Annotated in this window: 15 protein-coding genes and 1 riboswitch; of the genes, 9 read left to right on the top strand and 6 right to left on the bottom strand. The window is 72.4% G+C overall.

The genetic code is table 11. The features are described from left to right. Nucleotides 1-30: 30 nt before the first annotated feature. The gene (locus GQF42_RS39515) at nucleotides 31-1,896 is read left to right on the top strand and encodes a cellulase family glycosylhydrolase (RefSeq protein ID WP_158928049.1); all 1,866 of its coding nucleotides are present in this window, start codon (nucleotides 31-33) and stop codon (nucleotides 1,894-1,896) included. Between the two features lie 64 nt (nucleotides 1,897-1,960). Here the strand turns inward: GQF42_RS39515 and GQF42_RS39520 are convergent, their stop codons facing one another. Then, nucleotides 1,961-3,214 carry a YncE family protein gene (locus GQF42_RS39520; protein WP_158928051.1) on the bottom strand — a complete coding sequence of 418 codons (1,254 nt, stop codon included), beginning with the start codon at nucleotides 3,212-3,214 and terminating at the stop codon, nucleotides 1,961-1,963. A gap of 173 nt (nucleotides 3,215-3,387) precedes the next feature. Here GQF42_RS39520 and GQF42_RS39525 point away from each other — a divergent pair, with 173 nt between their 5' ends. Together GQF42_RS39525 and GQF42_RS39530 are read left to right on the top strand one after the other, a co-directional pair. Then, nucleotides 3,388-4,050: a TetR/AcrR family transcriptional regulator gene (locus GQF42_RS39525; protein WP_158928053.1), complete on the top strand. Its 663-nt coding sequence runs from the start codon at nucleotides 3,388-3,390 to the stop codon at nucleotides 4,048-4,050. Nucleotides 4,051-4,222: 172 nt separating this feature from the next. Then, nucleotides 4,223-5,248, top strand: coding sequence for an alcohol dehydrogenase (locus GQF42_RS39530; protein WP_158928055.1), 1,026 nt, complete (start codon nucleotides 4,223-4,225; stop codon nucleotides 5,246-5,248). Between the two features lie 223 nt (nucleotides 5,249-5,471). Here the strand turns inward: GQF42_RS39530 and GQF42_RS39535 are convergent, their stop codons facing one another. The 3 genes from GQF42_RS39535 to GQF42_RS39545 form a co-directional block, all read right to left on the bottom strand. Then, on the bottom strand, nucleotides 5,472-6,701 hold the full coding sequence (locus tag GQF42_RS39535; protein WP_158931140.1) for a glycosyltransferase: 1,230 nt from the start codon (nucleotides 6,699-6,701) through the stop codon (nucleotides 5,472-5,474). A gap of 279 nt (nucleotides 6,702-6,980) precedes the next feature. Further along, a complete protein-coding gene (locus GQF42_RS39540) occupies nucleotides 6,981-7,826 on the bottom strand; it encodes a bifunctional 5,10-methylenetetrahydrofolate dehydrogenase/5,10-methenyltetrahydrofolate cyclohydrolase (RefSeq protein WP_158928057.1) in 846 nt (281 codons plus the stop codon). Nucleotides 7,827-7,850: 24 nt separating this feature from the next. After that, nucleotides 7,851-7,931: riboswitch (ZMP/ZTP riboswitch) on the bottom strand. Nucleotides 7,932-8,181: 250 nt separating this feature from the next. Then, nucleotides 8,182-8,547 (bottom strand): nuclear transport factor 2 family protein, encoded by a 366-nt coding sequence (locus GQF42_RS39545; RefSeq protein WP_158928059.1) that lies wholly within the window; start codon nucleotides 8,545-8,547, stop codon nucleotides 8,182-8,184. Nucleotides 8,548-8,720: 173 nt separating this feature from the next. Here GQF42_RS39545 and GQF42_RS39550 point away from each other — a divergent pair, with 173 nt between their 5' ends. After that, nucleotides 8,721-9,026 (top strand): hypothetical protein, encoded by a 306-nt coding sequence (locus GQF42_RS39550; protein ID WP_158928060.1) that lies wholly within the window; start codon nucleotides 8,721-8,723, stop codon nucleotides 9,024-9,026. A 44-nt stretch (nucleotides 9,027-9,070) separates the two neighbouring features. Here GQF42_RS39550 and GQF42_RS39555 read toward each other — a convergent pair whose 3' ends face one another. Further along, nucleotides 9,071-9,856 carry an acyltransferase domain-containing protein gene (locus GQF42_RS39555; protein WP_158928061.1) on the bottom strand — a complete coding sequence of 262 codons (786 nt, stop codon included), beginning with the start codon at nucleotides 9,854-9,856 and terminating at the stop codon, nucleotides 9,071-9,073. Nucleotides 9,857-10,145: 289 nt separating this feature from the next. Here GQF42_RS39555 and GQF42_RS39560 point away from each other — a divergent pair, with 289 nt between their 5' ends. The 5 genes from GQF42_RS39560 (at nucleotide 10,146) to GQF42_RS39580 (ending at nucleotide 14,179) form a co-directional block, all read left to right on the top strand. After that, a complete protein-coding gene (locus tag GQF42_RS39560) occupies nucleotides 10,146-11,231 on the top strand; it encodes an S-(hydroxymethyl)mycothiol dehydrogenase (RefSeq protein ID WP_158928063.1) in 1,086 nt (361 codons plus the stop codon). Continuing rightward, nucleotides 11,231-11,860 (top strand): MBL fold metallo-hydrolase, encoded by a 630-nt coding sequence (locus GQF42_RS39565; RefSeq protein WP_158928065.1) that lies wholly within the window; start codon nucleotides 11,231-11,233, stop codon nucleotides 11,858-11,860. Before GQF42_RS39560 ends, GQF42_RS39565 begins: the two co-directional genes overlap by 1 nt. Nucleotides 11,861-11,888: 28 nt before the next feature. Next, complete coding sequence (locus GQF42_RS39570; protein ID WP_158928067.1) at nucleotides 11,889-12,263, top strand: DUF4180 domain-containing protein; 375 nt, start codon at nucleotides 11,889-11,891, stop codon at nucleotides 12,261-12,263. 95 nt (nucleotides 12,264-12,358) lie between these two features. Then, the gene (locus GQF42_RS39575) at nucleotides 12,359-13,273 is read left to right on the top strand and encodes an SDR family oxidoreductase (RefSeq protein WP_158928069.1); all 915 of its coding nucleotides are present in this window, start codon (nucleotides 12,359-12,361) and stop codon (nucleotides 13,271-13,273) included. A gap of 54 nt (nucleotides 13,274-13,327) precedes the next feature. After that, nucleotides 13,328-14,179, top strand: a complete 852-nt coding sequence (locus GQF42_RS39580; protein ID WP_158928071.1) for an SDR family NAD(P)-dependent oxidoreductase — start codon at nucleotides 13,328-13,330, stop codon at nucleotides 14,177-14,179. 11 nt (nucleotides 14,180-14,190) lie between these two features. Here the strand turns inward: GQF42_RS39580 and GQF42_RS39585 are convergent, their stop codons facing one another. Continuing rightward, nucleotides 14,191-15,084, bottom strand: coding sequence for a LysR family transcriptional regulator (locus GQF42_RS39585; RefSeq protein WP_158928073.1), 894 nt, complete (start codon nucleotides 15,082-15,084; stop codon nucleotides 14,191-14,193). Between the last annotated feature and the right edge of the window lie 38 nt (nucleotides 15,085-15,122).

Genomic DNA, 15,122 nt, shown 5'->3' on the forward strand with positions numbered 1-15,122 from the left:
CTGCCCGGACCGCGTCGGACTGTGGTGTACATGTCGAACATCCGGGCGCGTCTGCTGGCTGTCCTGGTCGTCCTCAGCGGATTCCCGACGGTGGCGGGCGCCCCGCCCGCCACCGCCGCCACCTCGGCTCCTCCCTCCGACTCCCTCTGGTTCGACGGCTCCCCGCTCACCGTGCAGGGCGGCCGTTTCACCGACGGCCAGGGGCGCGAGATCGTCCTGCGGGGCTACAACGTCTCCGGTGAGACCAAACTGGAGGAGAACAGCGGCCTGCCGTTCGCCTCCGTCGCCGACGCCCGCAAGTCCGCCACCGCGCTGCGCGCCCTCGGCGGCGGCAACGCGGTCCGCTTCCTGCTCTCCTGGGCGCACGCCGAGCCGGTGCGCGGCCGGGTCGACACCGGCTACCTGGCCGCCGTCACCGAGCAGATGCGCGCCTTCCTGGACGAGGGCGTGCGGGTCGTCCCCGACTTCCACCAGGACCTGTACTCCCGCCACCTGTTCACCGCCGGCAGCTGGTACACGGGCGACGGCGCCCCCAAGTGGGCGGTGGACGCCGGGGGTTACCCCGCCGAGTCGTGCGGGATCTGCCTCTTCTGGGGTCAGAACATCACCCAGAACGCGGCCGTGCAGGAGGCGCAGTACGACTTCTGGCACGACAGCCACGGCCTCCAGGACGCCTTCCTCGACACCGCCGGGACAACCCTGGCGTATCTTCAGCAGAACCTGGACCGGGCGGAGTTCGCGGGCATCGTCGGCTTCGACCCGTACAACGAGCCGTATGCCGGCTCCTACGACTCCGGGCAGACCTCCCGTACCTGGGAGCGGGATCTGCTGTGGCCGTTCTACGTGAAGTTCCGCGCCCGGATGGACGCGGCCGGCTGGCAGGGCAAGCCCGCCTTCGTGGAGCCCAACCTCTTCTGGAACTCCAACATCTCCACCCAGAAGCAGGAGGGCGGCCTGCTGGATGCGCACACCCTAGGCCCGGACTACGTGTTCAACACCCACTTCTACGACCAGAAGGCCATCTCCGGGATCCTGATGTGGGGCAAGGCGGCCGACGGCCAGTACGCCTCCGACTTCGCCACCGTCCGAAGCCGCGCTGCCTCGGCCGGCACCGCGGCCGTGGTCAGCGAGTTCGGGCATCCCCTGTCCGGCACCGTCTCCGACAAGGCGCCCACCGTCCTCAAGGCCATGTACCAGGCCCTCGACTCCGGCCGGCCGGGTACCGGTTGGTGGTCGGACCCGGCCGGTTTTGGCCCGGTGCTCTCCGGCACCCAGTGGCAGTGGGACATCTACAACGGCAGGCACCACGAGCCGATGAACGGCAATCCCGACAAGGTGCTCACCTCCGGCGACGCCTGGAACGACGAGGACCTCTCCGCCGTGGACCTCGACGACTCGGGCCAAGTGGCACTGCGTCAGGACTCCCGGCTCCTCGACCGCGTCTACCCCAGCGCAACGGCCGGCACGACGCTGGCCTTCACCTACGAGGACCGCTCCCGCGACGGCTCCACGACCCTCACCTGGAACCCGGTGCCCGGCTCGCTGCCGAACGTGGCCCGGCTGGTGGGTTCCGGACAGTACGGGCTGCTGGTGTGGCGCTCCGGGGACGGCACCGCCCCCACCGAACTGCACCTGCCGGCGTCCTTCCCCACCGCCTCGACCACCGTCGTCTCCGACCTGGGCACGGCGTACGCCCCGCCCGCCTACTCCGCCGCCGCCCCGGTCGCCGTCGCTCCCGAGCCGGGCGGCACCGGCAGCCGCCGGCTGCTGCTCACCGACGGCGACTCCGGTGTCCTGCACTACGCGCTGGTGACCAACGGGGCCACGGCGCCCTCGGCGGACCTGCTGGGCGCGGCCAGGTCCGAGCTGGCCGCCTGGGCGGCGGCGCACTTCTGAGGCCCTTGGACCCAAGCCGAACGGCCTCCGGGGAGAGTGGGGTCCCCCCGGAGACCGCCGGCGCTCAACTCCCGCTCGGACCGGTCCAGTCGGCCTGGACATGCCCCAGCCGGACGCGCTGCGGATGGTCGCCGACCGGCACCGAGAGCACCTTCTGCCCGGTGGCGAAGTCGATGGCCGTGATCTGGTCGGCGCCGGCCTCGGAGATGACGCAGTCCTTGCCGTCGCCGCTCACCGTCGCCCAGTACGGCGTCGACGCGGTGATGAGCGGACCGACGTCGAAGGAGGCCCGGTCGACCACGGTCGCGTAGTTGTCCATGGTCCCGGCGACGCACAGCTTGGTGCCCTCGGGGTTCATCGAGATGCCGTGGTGGCGGGAGTCCAGCAGCCAGGTGGTGCGGTCCGGGTTCGTCGCAGGGTTCTCCGGCAGCGTCGCCACCCGGGTGATCTTGTCGGCGGCCACGTCGTACTCCAGGAAGCCGTTGAAGAACGACACCTGGAAGTACAGCTTGGACCAGTCGGGCGTGAAGGCGGCGGGTCGGACCGCGCTGGAGAAGTTCTTCAGCCCGATCGCGTCCAGCCGCTGCCGCATGTCGATGGTCTTGACCTGTTTGAACGTGGTCGCGTCCACGACGGTGATGTGACGGTCGCCCTTGGTCCAGTCCCAGCCCGGGTCGTCGAGGGACGTGGTGACCTCGCCGATGGACATGTTCCAGATGTACTTGCCGCCGTCGGTGAAGAAGTTCTCGTGCGGCTTGTCGCCGGTGGCGAACTCGCCCAGTTCCCTGCCGGTGCCGATGTCCAGCACCTGCACCTTGTTCGCGGTCGAGGCGGAGACCGCGACCCGGGTGCCGTCGGGGGAGACGGCCATGTGGTCGGCGCGGTAACCGGCCACCGGGAAGCGCCAGTTGACCTTGTCGGTGGCCAGGTCGATGGAGACGACGTCGGCGAAGCTCGGCCGGGAGACGACCACAGACCTCCCGTCCGGCGTGGAGTACATGTCGTCCGCGTACTGGTCGTGTCCCTCGCCGACCTCGTTGCGGATCGACATGTAGTAGATCCACTTGACCGGATCGGCGTTGATCTCGGCCAGCCGCTCCGCCTTGTCGGGGATGACGTTGATCCGGCCGATCTTCGCGAAGTCGCCGGAGGAGCGGATGACATCGGCGGTGCCGTCCCAGTTGTTGCCGACGAACAGCACCTCGCGCAGGCCGTCGGAGCCGGCCGTGGCGGCGGTCGCGGCGGTCGCCGGTCCGGCGACGGTCAGGACGAGGGCGGCGGCCACGGAGCACAGGTGCCTGGTTCTGGAGGCAGGCATGACTGCTCCCCTTCCTCGGAGAGTCTCACGGGAGTCTGACGGGGGGAACGCTCGGGAAGTCTGAACACACGCGCATTCACAGTGAACTTACTGAAAAGTAAGGAGGAGGCGGCTTACTCGACAAGAGGTGTGCACGACAAGATTGGGGGTCGGTGGGCGACGGAGGGGGAAGCGTGACGGGCAGGCTCAAGGCGCCGACGGGCCGCTACGGCGGCAGGTCCGCCGAGGAGCGGCAGGCCGAACGGCGCCGCCGGTTCCTGGACGCGGCCCTGGAGCTGTTCGGCGGCACACCCGGCTACCGGGCGACCACGGTCGCCGCGCTCAGCCAGGCCGCCGGACTGTCCACGCGCCAGTTCTACGAGGAGTTCCGGACCCTGGAGGACGTGCTCGCCGCGCTGCACCTGGAGGTCAACGGCTGGGCCGAGCAGGCGGTGCTGGACGCCCTCGCCACGGCGGACGGCCTGCCGCTGGCCGAGCGTGCCGCGGTGCTCTTCCGGGCCTACGCCCGCGGTGTCACCCGCGATCCGCGCCGGATCCGTATCGCCTTCGTGGAGATCATCGGCGTCAGCCCGCGCCTGGAGGAGCAGCGCCTGGCCCGCCGGGCCCGCTGGGTCGACCTCATCCGCGCCGAGGCGGACGCGGCCGTGCGCAGCGGGGAGGCGGCGCCCCGGGACTACCGGCTCGCCGCGACCGCCTTCATCGGCAGCGTCAACGGCCTGCTGCACGACTGGAGCGCGGGCTGGGTGGACGCCACGCTGGACGAGGTGGTGGACGAGCTGGTGCGGTTGCTGCTGGGGATGCTCCGGCCGCAGGGCTGGCGCCCCGCGACCGGGTGACCGGGGTGACCGGGGTGACCAGGGTGTGTGCCGGGTGGCGTCGGCCCAGGTCAGTGCCGTTTCGGGCGGCTCGCCGCGCGGGATCGGCGCGGAGCTGGTCTGCTGGTGCGGGGGCGTCGTAGTCGTGCTCCGGAACGGAGACGGCACACCGCGAGGCACAGGAGTGAGCGGGATGAGTACCTATCGAGTCGCGCAGGTGAGGGCCGCGGGCGGCCCGTTCGAGCTGGCGGAGCGGGAGGTGCAGGAGCCCGGTTTCGGGCATGTGCGGATCGCCGTCGAGGCGTGCGGCGTCTGCCACAGCGACGCCATGTTCGTGCATGCCGCGGTGCCGGGCGTGACGTTCCCGGAGGTTCCCGGGCACGAGGTCGCCGGGCGGATCGAGGCGCTCGGCGCGGGGCTGCAGGACTGGGGCTGGCAGGTCGGCGACCGGGTGGCGGTCGGCTGGTTCGGCGGCAGCTGCGGCCACTGCACGCCCTGCCGGCGGGGCGACTTCATCCTGTGCACCAGTCTCAAGACGCCCGGGTGGACCTATGACGGAGGCTTCGCCGAGAAGATGATCGCGCCCGTCGACGCACTGGCCCGCATCCCCGATGCGCTCGCGCCGAGCGATGCCGGGCCCATGGCCTGTGCGGGCGTGACCGTCTTCAACGGGCTGCGGCGCAGTTCCGCCCGGCCCGGCGACCGGGTCGCGGTACTCGGGCTCGGCGGCCTCGGTCACCTCGGGGTGCAGTACGCGGCGGCGATGGGCTTCGAGACCGTGGCGATCGCACGGGGCGCGGAGAAGGCCGACTTCGCCAAGCAGTTGGGCGCCCACCACTACGTCGACAGCACCTGCGGCACCCCTGTCGCCGAGTCCCTGCAGTCCCTGGGCGGGATGCGCGTCGTCCTGGCCACCGCCGGGAACTCCGGGGCCATCAGCGCCACCGTGGACGGGCTCGCGCCGCGCGGTGAACTGGTGGTCATCGGCGCGGACAGCGACCCCCTGGACATCGTCCCGTTCCAGCTGATCATGGGCGCCCGGGTCGTGCGCGGCCATCCGTCCGGCACCGCGCAGGACGTGATGGACACCATGGAGTTCAGCGCCCTGCACGGCATCCGCCCGATGACCGAGAACGTACCGCTGGACGACGCGGACGCCGCCTTCCAGAAGATGCTCGCGGGCAAGGCCCGCTTCCGCATGGTCCTCACGAACGGCTGACCCCGCCGACCGACGCCCGGCCGGCCGGCCCACAGGGCCCACGGCCGACCGCCGCAGGGCCTGACCGGGGTCGGGCCTGCTGACCTTGGGCCCGGCCGCCCCTGGACTCGACAGCCCGCGCGAGTCAACCGCACCTGGGCCCGACCGACCCTGGGCCCGGCGGGCCCGTGCCCGTCGGCCGGCCCCGGCCGCGTGGGGCCGGGGCCCGCCGTCGTCGGCCCCCTCAACCGCCCAGCCGCTGCAGTGCCTTCAGGACCGGGGCGGTGCCGTCCTCCCCGCGGATGCGAATGCCCAGGGTGCGGGCCCGGTCCCGGTACGGAGGCTCTCGGGTGGCTTGGACCAGGGCCGAGGACAGGGCGTCCACGGTCAGGCGGCGCAGCGGTACGGCGGCCGGTGCGACGCCCAGCGCCACCAGCCGGGCCGACCAGAAGCCCGCGTCGAACTGGACCGGTACCGGCACCGCCGGCACCCCGGCGCGCAGCCCCGCCGCGGTCGTGCCCGCGCCCGCGTGGTGGACCACGGCCGCCATGTGCGGGAACAGCAGCGCGTGCGGCACCTCGCCGATGGTCAGCATGTCGTCTCCGTCGGCCGTGAGCCCGCCCCAGCCGCGCTGGATCACCCCGCGCAGCCCGGCCCGCCGCAGCGCCGCCACCACCTGGGCGCTGAGCCGCCGGGCGTCCGGCACGGTGGCGCTGCCCAGCCCGACGAAGACCGGAGGCGGACCGTCATCAAGGAACTCCCGTACATTCTGCGGGAGTTCCTGCTGTGTGTCGTACGGCCACCAGTACCCGCTCACCGTCAGTCCAGGGCGCCAGTCCCGGGGCCGGGGCACCACCAGCGGGCTGAAGCCGTGGAGTACCGGCCACAGCCGCCGCTCCCTGGTGCGCAGTCCCGCCCCGGCCCGCTGCCGGGGCAGACCGAGCCGTCTGCGCACCCCGGGCAGGGCGCCGGCGAAGATGTGTTCCGTGGCGAGGCACACCCCGTGCCCGGCCGCCCGGTTGGCCACTGGTCCCCAGGAGCCGCCACCGAGTACCGCAGGTGCGAACTCCCTTGTCCCGGCGATGGGTTGGAGATAGACGCCGATGCTCGGCAGCCGCAGTCCCTCGGCGATCGTATGGCCGAGCGGGGCCAGCGAGGCGGACAGCAGCAGCGCCTCGCTGCCGTCGGCCGCCGTGAGCAGGTCCTCGGTCATCCGCCCGACCAGTCGGCGCGCCATGTCCGCCAGGCGCAGCAGTTTCCCGGCGTCGCTGGCACTGCGCTGCAGGCCGCGTCCGCGCGGGGACTCCAGCTCCGCCAGTGGATCGACGGGCAGGGAGTGGAACCGTACGCCCGACCCCGCCACCAGCGGCTCGAAGCGGGCATGGGTGACCAGGGTGACCTCGTGCCCGGCCAGCGCGAGGCGGTGCCCCAGCCCGGTGTAGGGGGCGACATCGCCCCGGGATCCGGCCGTCATGATCGCAATGCGCACAGTGACCCAGTATGGCGGCGCGGCGCCGACCGCGGGGCCCAACGGGCCGGACCGCGCGGCCGGTTCCCCCTCCTTCGGGTCGCAGACCTCGCGCCCGGGCGGGCTCTGCGGTCGGCGCGCGACACGTTCGGCACAAGCTGGTCGTCCACGGCGACAGGTGCCTCGACGCCTACGAGCCCGGCACCACCGACGGCACCACGGTCGTGATCGGGAACTGCAACGGCCGGGACGACCGGAAATGGTCCCGGACCTGGCCGCCCGGTGTCACGCGGTCGCCCTCCCGGCGGCCGCGACCGTCTGCTCCAGCAGGGTGGCGATGGTCATCGGGCCGACACCACCCGGCACCGGGGTGATCAGCGAGGCCCGCTCCACGGCCGAGTCGAAGTCGACGTCGCCGACGTTGCCCGGGTTGTAGCCCGCGTCGATCACGACCGCGCCGGGCTTGATGTCCTGCCCGCGGATCAGCCGGGGCCGGCCGACGGCCGCGACGACGATGTCGGCCTCGCGGACCGCCGCCGACAACTCCCGGGTGCGCGAATGGCAGTAGGTCACGGTCGCGTCCCGGGCCAGGAGCAGCATGCCCACCGGCTTGCCGAGAATCGCACTGCGGCCCACGACCACCGCCCGCTTGCCGGCGGGGTCGACGCCGTACTCGTCCAGCAGCCGCATGATCCCGCCCGGTGTGCAGGAGACGAAGCCCGGCAGGCCGAAGCTCATCGTGGCGAACGAGGCGAAGGTGACTCCGTCGACGTCCTTCTCGGGCGCGATCGCCTCGAACGCCGCCCGCTCGTCGACATGGTCGCCGACCGGGTGCTGGAGCAGGATGCCGTGCACGGCCGGATCGGCGGACAACTCCCGCAGGATGCCGACGAGTTCGGCGGTCGTCGTGGTGGCCGGCAGCGCCACGTGCCGGGAGGCGATACCGGCCTTGCGGCAGCGGTTCTGCTTCATGCGGACATAGGTCACGGACGCCGGGTCCTCACCGACCAGGACGGTCGCGAGGCACGGGGTGACACCGGTCCGGGCGGTCAGCTCGGCCGCCCTCCTCGTGGTGTCCTCGACGACACGGCGGGCGAGGGCGGTGCCGTCCATGAGACGGGCCTGGGTCATGCTGCACACTCCTGAGCGGATCGACTCTCTCGCCCAGGCGCGCGGCAACCGGCACGGGCCGCTCCCCGGTGGTACTCCACCTCAGCGCCAGTCACGGCCCGTGTACAGCCTAACCGAGCATGCGCAAGCTCCCGGTCCCGGTGCCGGCCGCGGACGCCTCAACGGCGCCGGCACGGAACGGCTCGACGGTGCCGGGAGCGTCGGCCGCTCGGCACGGGGCGTGGCCGCGCGGCCTTGAGCAGCGACCGCAGACGTATCCCTCCCAGGGCCGCATGGGCCGAGAAGGTCCAGGTCAGCCTGGAGGTGACCCGGACCCTCGCACCCTTCCTGCCGACGCCCGCCATATCGGGTACGCCTACTCGTCCCAGGCCTGGATGATCAGCTGGTCGGCGATCTTGCCGTCCCGCAACGTGACCATCGACTCGGCGAAGACCTTGGTGCCGTCGCCGTACTGGCACACCTCGCTGAAGGCGAGGTGGTCGCCCTGCAGGACGCACTGCTCGAGCTTGTGCGTCATGTCGCGGCTGTAGACGTCGTTCAGCAACTCGGCGATCTGGATCCGGCCGTGCAGCACCGTGGGATGGCTGGGCTGGTTGTTGTGGTCGACGATGCGGATCTGTGCCCCGTCGGCGTAGAGCGCGAGCAGGGAGTTGCCGGTGTTGCCCTCCACGGCCCGGCGCAGTGTCTCGATGTCGAAGGCGGAACCTGTCGCGATGCCCATGGTGACCTCCTCCAGGCGCCCGCGGCCCGGCGCGGAGCGGACCGCGCGGACTCCGTTCTTCGAGGCTCCTCCGGCCCGGCGGCCACGGCAAGCGCAGCCGGTGGTCTCCGCCTCACGGGTGAGCGGGGGCCGCCGACCGTGTCCGGCCGGGGCCCGGGCGCGTTGCTGAAGGCATGATCTCAACACGACGTATCGTCGCCGCCCTCGGCCTCGCCGCCGGGATCACGGGTCTCGCCGCCCCGCTGGCGAACGCGGCCGCCGAGAGCGCACCGCACACCGGGCTGATCAACCCCATGACCACGCTGGACTCGCTCACCGTCAGCGACATCCCGGCCGCGCACAAGAAGCAGGTCCCGCGGGTGTCCGAGCAGATGCGCGCGCTGAACCGGGTCAACCAGCTGAACAAGCTGAACGAACTGCACCAGGTCACCGACCTCGCGGCCCCCGTGACGGGCCTGGTCCCGGCCGTCGAGGGCTGATCCGACCCCGGTTGCGAGGGCCGTCCCCGTCGGTGGGGCGGCCCTCACCGCTGCCCGGGTCCGGGGCCTGCCGCCGGCTCCCGCCCCGCCCGCAGTACCTCCCAGTCCCGGGAGAACGCGAACGCCGCGCCCGTGCTCCCCGGCAGGCAGCCGGGCAGGAGGCGGACGAGCAGATCGCCCGGCCCCAGCTCGATCCAGGTGCGGACCCCGGTGCGGTGCAGTGCGCCGGCCATGTCCGTGAACGGCAGTGGGGCGCGTGGTACCCAGAACTCCGCCTCGGCGGTCTCGGCGCCCACCGGGCGGGCGGTGACATCGCACACGAGCGGGAGGCGCGGGGCCCGTGGGTGCAGCGTGGCAAGCGTACGGCCGTACGCGCCGAGGAGCCCGTCCATCCCGGGGCGCTCCGGTGCCGGTTCGGGCAGGGCGTCGAGGAGCCGGGCCAGAGTGCCGACCGCGTGGCAGGCCTCGGCCAGGGAGAAGACACCGGCGGCATACGCGGCGGCCATCCGCCCGGCCGCCTGACCGTAGACCACGTCCGGCCGGACGCCCCAGCTGCCCAGCAGCCGGTACTGCGCCGCCTGGAGCGCGAAGAGCGCCGGACCGGCGAACGACGCCCGCTCCAGCAGCGCCGCCGTGTGCGTGCCGTCGGCCGCGAACATCACGCCGCCCAGCGGGAGTTCGAGATACGGGTCGAGGCGTGCGCAGACGTCGTCCAGTGCCTCGGCGAACACCGGGCACTCCGCCCGGAGTTCACGCCCGGTTCCGGGCCGTGGCGAGGCATCGGCCGAGAACAGGAATGCGGTACGTCCGGTGCGGCCGTCAAGGAACATGCCCCCATTGAGGCACGGCGCGGCCGGGCGCACACACCAGGCAGACTCCCACACCCTGCAAAAAAATTGTCATCATGGAATGGCCATTTTCGGTCACATTCCAATGCGATGCGAAGCGACAGCAAAGGATTCCGATCCCCTTCCCCGGCTGCAGCCCCTCTGCCGGTGGCTGCCGGACCCGTGCGGCCGGAGGCCGGAAAGATCCACGACCACCGCCGTGGTCCGCCCCGCTACCGATCGGTCACGCGTAGGGTCGGCAACGAAGGCAATCGAAAGAAGGGGCCGGACCATGGCGCAGGAAGTACGCGGCGTGATCGCACCGGGGAAGGACGCACCCGTACGGGTCGAGACGATCGTGGTCCCGGACCCGGGGCCCGGCGAGGCCGTCGTACGCGTCCAGGCCTGCGGTGTCTGCCACACCGATCTGCACTACAAACAGGGCGGCATCACGGACGACTTCCCCTTCCTGCTCGGCCACGAGGCCGCCGGCGTCGTGGAGTCGGTCGGCGAGGGTGTCACGGAGGTGGCACCCGGTGACTTCGTCGTCCTCAACTGGCGTGCGGTGTGCGGCCAGTGCCGGGCCTGTCTGCGGGGCCGCCCCTGGTACTGCTTCGACACCCACAACGCCAAGCAGAAGATGACCCTGACCGATGGCACCGAGCTGTCCCCGGCGCTCGGCATCGGCGCGTTCGCCGAGAAGACGCTCGTCGCCGCCGGTCAGTGCACCAAGGTCGACCCGGCCGTCTCCCCGGCGGTCGCCGGACTGCTCGGCTGCGGAGTCATGGCCGGCATCGGCGCGGCCATCAACACGGGCGGCGTCGGCCGCGGCGACTCCGTCGCCGTCATCGGCTGCGGCGGCGTCGGCGACGCGGCCATCGCCGGGTCGAACCTCGCGGGCGCGGCGAAGATCATCGCCGTGGACATCGACGGCCGCAAGCTCGACCGGGCCCGCGCCCTGGGCGCCACCCACACCGTCAACTCCAAGGACACCGACCCGGTCGAGGCGATCCGCGAGCTGACCGGAGGCTTCGGAGCCGACGTCGTCATCGAGGCCGTCGGCCGCCCCGAGACCTACCGGCAGGCCTTCTACGCCCGCGACCTCGCCGGCACCGTCGTCCTCGTCGGCGTGCCCACCCCCGAGATGAAGCTCGAACTGCCCCTGCTGGACGTCTTCGGCCGAGGCGGCGCCCTGAAGTCGTCCTGGTACGGCGACTGTCTGCCCAGCCGGGACTTCCCCATGCTGATCGACCTGCACCTGCAGGGCCGGCTGCCGCTCGACGCGTTCGTCACCGAGACCGTCCAACTGGACGAGGTGGAGAAGGCGTTCGAGCGGATGCACGGCGGTGACGTGCTGCGCTCGGTGGTGGTGCTGTGATGACCGTGCGCATCGAACGCCTCGTCACCTCCGGCAAGTTCAGCCTCGACGGCGGCACCTGGGACGTCGAGAACAACGTGTGGATCGTCGGCGACGAGCGGGAGGTGATCGTCGTCGACGCAGCCCACGACGCCGAGGCCATCGCCGCAGCGGTCGACGACCGGCGCCTGATCGCCATCGTGTGCACGCACGCCCACAACGACCACGTCAACGCCGCACCGCGACTCGCCGACCTCACCGGCGCCACCATCTGGCTGCACCCCGACGACCTGCCGCTGTGGCGGATGACCCACCCGGACCGCGAGCCCGACCGGCACCTGTTGGACGGGCAGGTCATCGAGGCGGCCGGCGCCGACCTCACCGTGATCCACACCCCGGGCCACGCCCCCGGGGCCGTCTGCCTGTACGACCCCGGGCTCGGCGCCGTCTTCACCGGCGACACCCTCTTCCAGGGCGGTCCCGGCGCCACCGGCCGCTCGTACTCCCACTTCCCGACGATCATCGACTCCATCCGCGACAAGCTCCTCACCCTGCCGCCGCAGACCAAGGTTCTCACCGGGCACGGCGAGTCCACGACGATCGGTGCCGAGGCACCCCACCTGGAGGAGTGGATCCGTCGCGGGCACTGAAGCCGCGTACGCCCGTACGATCACGGTCATGACCGCGCACACGAACACGCTCGAGACCCTGCACGGCACCCGCGTCCTGCGCTGTGCATCCCACGGCCCGCTCCTCGACGGCGAACGCGTGGCGCTGGACCTGATCGGCGACGCGTTCGGCCAGGACGCCGAGCTGGTCGCGGTGCCCGTGCAGCGGGTGGCGGAGGAGTTCTTCCGGCTGCGCTCCGGCGTGGCCGGCGCCGTCGTGCAGAAGTTCGTGAACTACCGGCTGCGGCTCGCGGTCCTCGGCGACATCTCGGCGCACCTCGGGGCGAGCGAGGCCCTGCGCGACTTCGTGTACGAGTCCAACCAGGGAAACCAGCTGTGGTTCCTCGCCGACGAGGCAGGGCTGGAGGAGCGACTGAGCAGGTAGTACCGGCAGACCTCGCAGGCAATACCGACAGAAGATGTCCGGCTTTCCCGTGACAGTGGACCGCGACAGCAGTCGCACCGCACAGGAGGCCGGGCATGTCAGGACCGCTCAACGACAGGGTGGCGCTGGTCGCCGGGGCGACCCGGGGCGCCGGACGCGGCATCGCCGTGGAACTCGGCGCGGCCGGCGCCACCGTCTACGTCACCGGCCGCAGCACCCGCACCCGGCGCTCGGAGTACGACCGCCCCGAGACCATCGAGGACACCGCCGACCTCGTCACCGCGGCGGGCGGAACCGGGATCGGCGTCCCCGTCGACCACCTGGACCACGGCGCCGTACGGACCCTGGTGGACCGCATCGCGGACGAACAGGGCCGGCTGGACATCCTCGTCAACGACATCTGGGGCGGCGAGAACCTCTTCGAGTGGAACACCCCGGTCTGGGAGCACGACCTGGACAACGGGCTCAGGCTCCTGCGGCTCGCGGTCGAGACCCACGCCGTCACCAGCCACTACGCGCTGCCCCTGCTGCTGCGCCGGCCCGGCGGCCTGGTCGTGGAAGTCACCGACGGCACCGCCGACTACAACCGCGACACCTACCGCGTGAACTTCTTCTACGACCTCGCCAAGGCCGGCGTCCTGCGCATGGCCTTCGCGCTCGGCCACGAGCTGGGCCCGCGCGGCGCCACCGCCCTCGCGCTCACCCCGGGCTGGCTGCGCTCGGAGCTGATGCTCGACGCATACGGAGTGCGCGAGGACAACTGGCGTGACGCCCTCGTCCGCGAACCGCACTTCGCCATCTCCGAGACCCCGCGCTTCGCCGGCCGCGCCGTTGCCGCCCTGGCCACCGATCCCGACGTTGCCCGCTTCAACGGGCAGTCCCTGTCCAGCGGCGGACTCGCCCGGGTGTACGGCTTCACCGACCTCGACGGCAGCCGGCCCGACGCCTGGCGGTACCTGGTCGAGGTGCAGGACACGGGCAGGCCCGCCGATGTCACCGGCTACCGGTGAGGTCGTCCCGCCGTACCCGGTGAAACCGCGGCGCCCGGGCCGTACGGTCGGCCCATGACCGATCACAGCCGTTTCACCGGACACGGAGTTCTCGTCACGGGCGCGGCCCGCGGTATCGGCGCGGCCGTCGCCCGCCGGCTCGCCGAGGAGGGCGGCCTGGTCCTGCTGACCGACCGTGACCTGCCCGAGGCCGGGCGAGCCGCGGTGTCCCTGCGTCAACAGGGCCTGGTCGCGGAGGCGTTGGCGTGCGACGTCGCCGACCGCCTGTCGGTGCAGGCCGCCGTCGCGCACGCCGTCGCCGCGTTCGGCTCGCTGGACGTGCTGGTCAACTGCGCCGCCCACTGCACGCCGGACGCCCCGCTGTTCGAGGACGACCCCGACGAGGCGTGGGCGCGCGACCTCGACATCACCCTCACCGGCGTCCAGCGCTGCTGCCGGGCCGCGCTGCCCCACCTCGCCGCCTCCGGGCGCGGCGCGATCGTCAGCATCGGCTCCGTGAACGGCCTGCAGGACTTCGGCAACCACGCCTACAGCGCCGCCAAGGCCGGCCTCTCCTCGCTGACCCGGACCCTGGCCGGGCATGCGGCGGCCCGGGGTGTACGGGTGAACCTCGTGGCGCCGGGTACGGTCCGCACCTCGGCGTGGGAGGGCCGCGCCGACGAACTCGACGCCATCCGGACCCTGTACCCGCTCGGCCGCATCGGCGAGCCCGAGGACATCGCCGCCGCGGTCGCCTTCCTCGCCTCACGTGACGCCGCGTGGATCACCGGGACGACGCTGGTGGTCGATGGCGGTCTGACGGCGGTGAACACGGGCTTCCACGCGGCGCTGCGGCAGCGCCCGGACGGGGTGCGGGCGGCGGCGCGACCGGCCCACCGCGACCCGGAGGCGGGAACGGGCCGGTAGCTCACCGGCGCTCACCGGGCCGTCCTCGCCCGCAGCCGCCCCAGCAGTTCCCGCGCCGCCGGAGTCATCGGTCCCTCGGCCCGCCAGGCCAGGGCCACGCGTCCGCGTGCGCGCGCGTCGTCGAGGGGCAGGGCGGTGAGGCCGGGCCGGGGGAGCAGTCCGGGGACCACGGCGACGCCCAGGCCGTGGGCCGCCAGGCGGACGAGCGCGTCCGGGGTCGCCGCCTCGATGGCGATGTGCGGCCGGAAACCCGCCTCGGCACACAGCCGTTCCAGGACGGCGCGCGTTCCGGTCCCGCGCGGCAGGCTGATCAGCCGGTGCCCGCGCAGGGCTGTCAGCGGGACGCCGCCCGTGCCGTCGTACCCGGCGAGCAGGGGATGCCCGGGGGCGGCCGACGCCACCAGCGGCTCGTCGATCACGACGTGTACGGCGAGGCCCGGCGGCGGCTGGTCGGCGACTGCGGTGACCGCAAGGTCCAGCTCGCCCCTGCGCAGCGCGGCCAGCATCCGGTCCGTGGTGTCCTCGGTGAGGGTGACCTCGACGTGCGGGTGCGCCGCATGGAAGTCCGCCAGCAGCCCGGCCACGTCGAAGGCGTGCGCGAGCGTGCCGGGGACGAGACCCACGGCGACCCGGCCGCGCAGCAGACCGGTGTACTCCTGCACCGTCTGCCGTATCCCCTCGACGGCCGCGAGCGCCGCCCGCGCGTACGGCAGCACGGCCTCACCGACCTCCGTCGGCCGCACCGATCGGCCCGAGCGGTCCAGCAGCGGTTGCCCCAACTCCCGCTCCAGCTGCCGCACTTGAGCACTCAGTCCGGGCTGGGCCAGATGCAGCTGCTCGGCGGCCCGGGTGAAACCGGCCTCCTCCACCACCGTCACGAAATACCGCAGCTGCCTCAACTCCATAACCGTTCATGCTAGGTGCCAGACGGATCATGTCTTGG

Origin of the sequence: Streptomyces broussonetiae (genome assembly GCF_009796285.1) — a bacterium.
Lineage (GTDB): Bacteria > Actinomycetota > Actinomycetes > Streptomycetales > Streptomycetaceae > Streptomyces > Streptomyces broussonetiae.

Excerpts from the sequence above, each read along its gene's own strand:
- GQF42_RS39515 (WP_158928049.1), top strand. The coding sequence starts at position 31 with ATGTCGAACATCCGGGCGCGTCTGCTGGCTGTCCTGGTCGTCCTCAGC.
- GQF42_RS39520 (WP_158928051.1), bottom strand. The coding sequence starts at position 3,214 with ATGCCTGCCTCCAGAACCAGGCACCTGTGCTCCGTGGCCGCCGCCCTC.
- GQF42_RS39530 (WP_158928055.1), top strand. The coding sequence starts at position 4,223 with ATGAGTACCTATCGAGTCGCGCAGGTGAGGGCCGCGGGCGGCCCGTTC.
- GQF42_RS39535 (WP_158931140.1), bottom strand. The coding sequence starts at position 6,701 with ATGACGGCCGGATCCCGGGGCGATGTCGCCCCCTACACCGGGCTGGGG.
- GQF42_RS39540 (WP_158928057.1), bottom strand. The coding sequence starts at position 7,826 with ATGACCCAGGCCCGTCTCATGGACGGCACCGCCCTCGCCCGCCGTGTC.
- GQF42_RS39545 (WP_158928059.1), bottom strand. The coding sequence starts at position 8,547 with ATGGGCATCGCGACAGGTTCCGCCTTCGACATCGAGACACTGCGCCGG.
- GQF42_RS39550 (WP_158928060.1), top strand. The coding sequence starts at position 8,721 with ATGATCTCAACACGACGTATCGTCGCCGCCCTCGGCCTCGCCGCCGGG.
- GQF42_RS39555 (WP_158928061.1), bottom strand. The coding sequence starts at position 9,856 with ATGTTCCTTGACGGCCGCACCGGACGTACCGCATTCCTGTTCTCGGCC.
- GQF42_RS39560 (WP_158928063.1), top strand. The coding sequence starts at position 10,146 with ATGGCGCAGGAAGTACGCGGCGTGATCGCACCGGGGAAGGACGCACCC.
- GQF42_RS39565 (WP_158928065.1), top strand. The coding sequence starts at position 11,231 with ATGACCGTGCGCATCGAACGCCTCGTCACCTCCGGCAAGTTCAGCCTC.
- GQF42_RS39570 (WP_158928067.1), top strand. The coding sequence starts at position 11,889 with ATGACCGCGCACACGAACACGCTCGAGACCCTGCACGGCACCCGCGTC.
- GQF42_RS39575 (WP_158928069.1), top strand. The coding sequence starts at position 12,359 with ATGTCAGGACCGCTCAACGACAGGGTGGCGCTGGTCGCCGGGGCGACC.
- GQF42_RS39580 (WP_158928071.1), top strand. The coding sequence starts at position 13,328 with ATGACCGATCACAGCCGTTTCACCGGACACGGAGTTCTCGTCACGGGC.
- GQF42_RS39585 (WP_158928073.1), bottom strand. The coding sequence starts at position 15,084 with ATGGAGTTGAGGCAGCTGCGGTATTTCGTGACGGTGGTGGAGGAGGCC.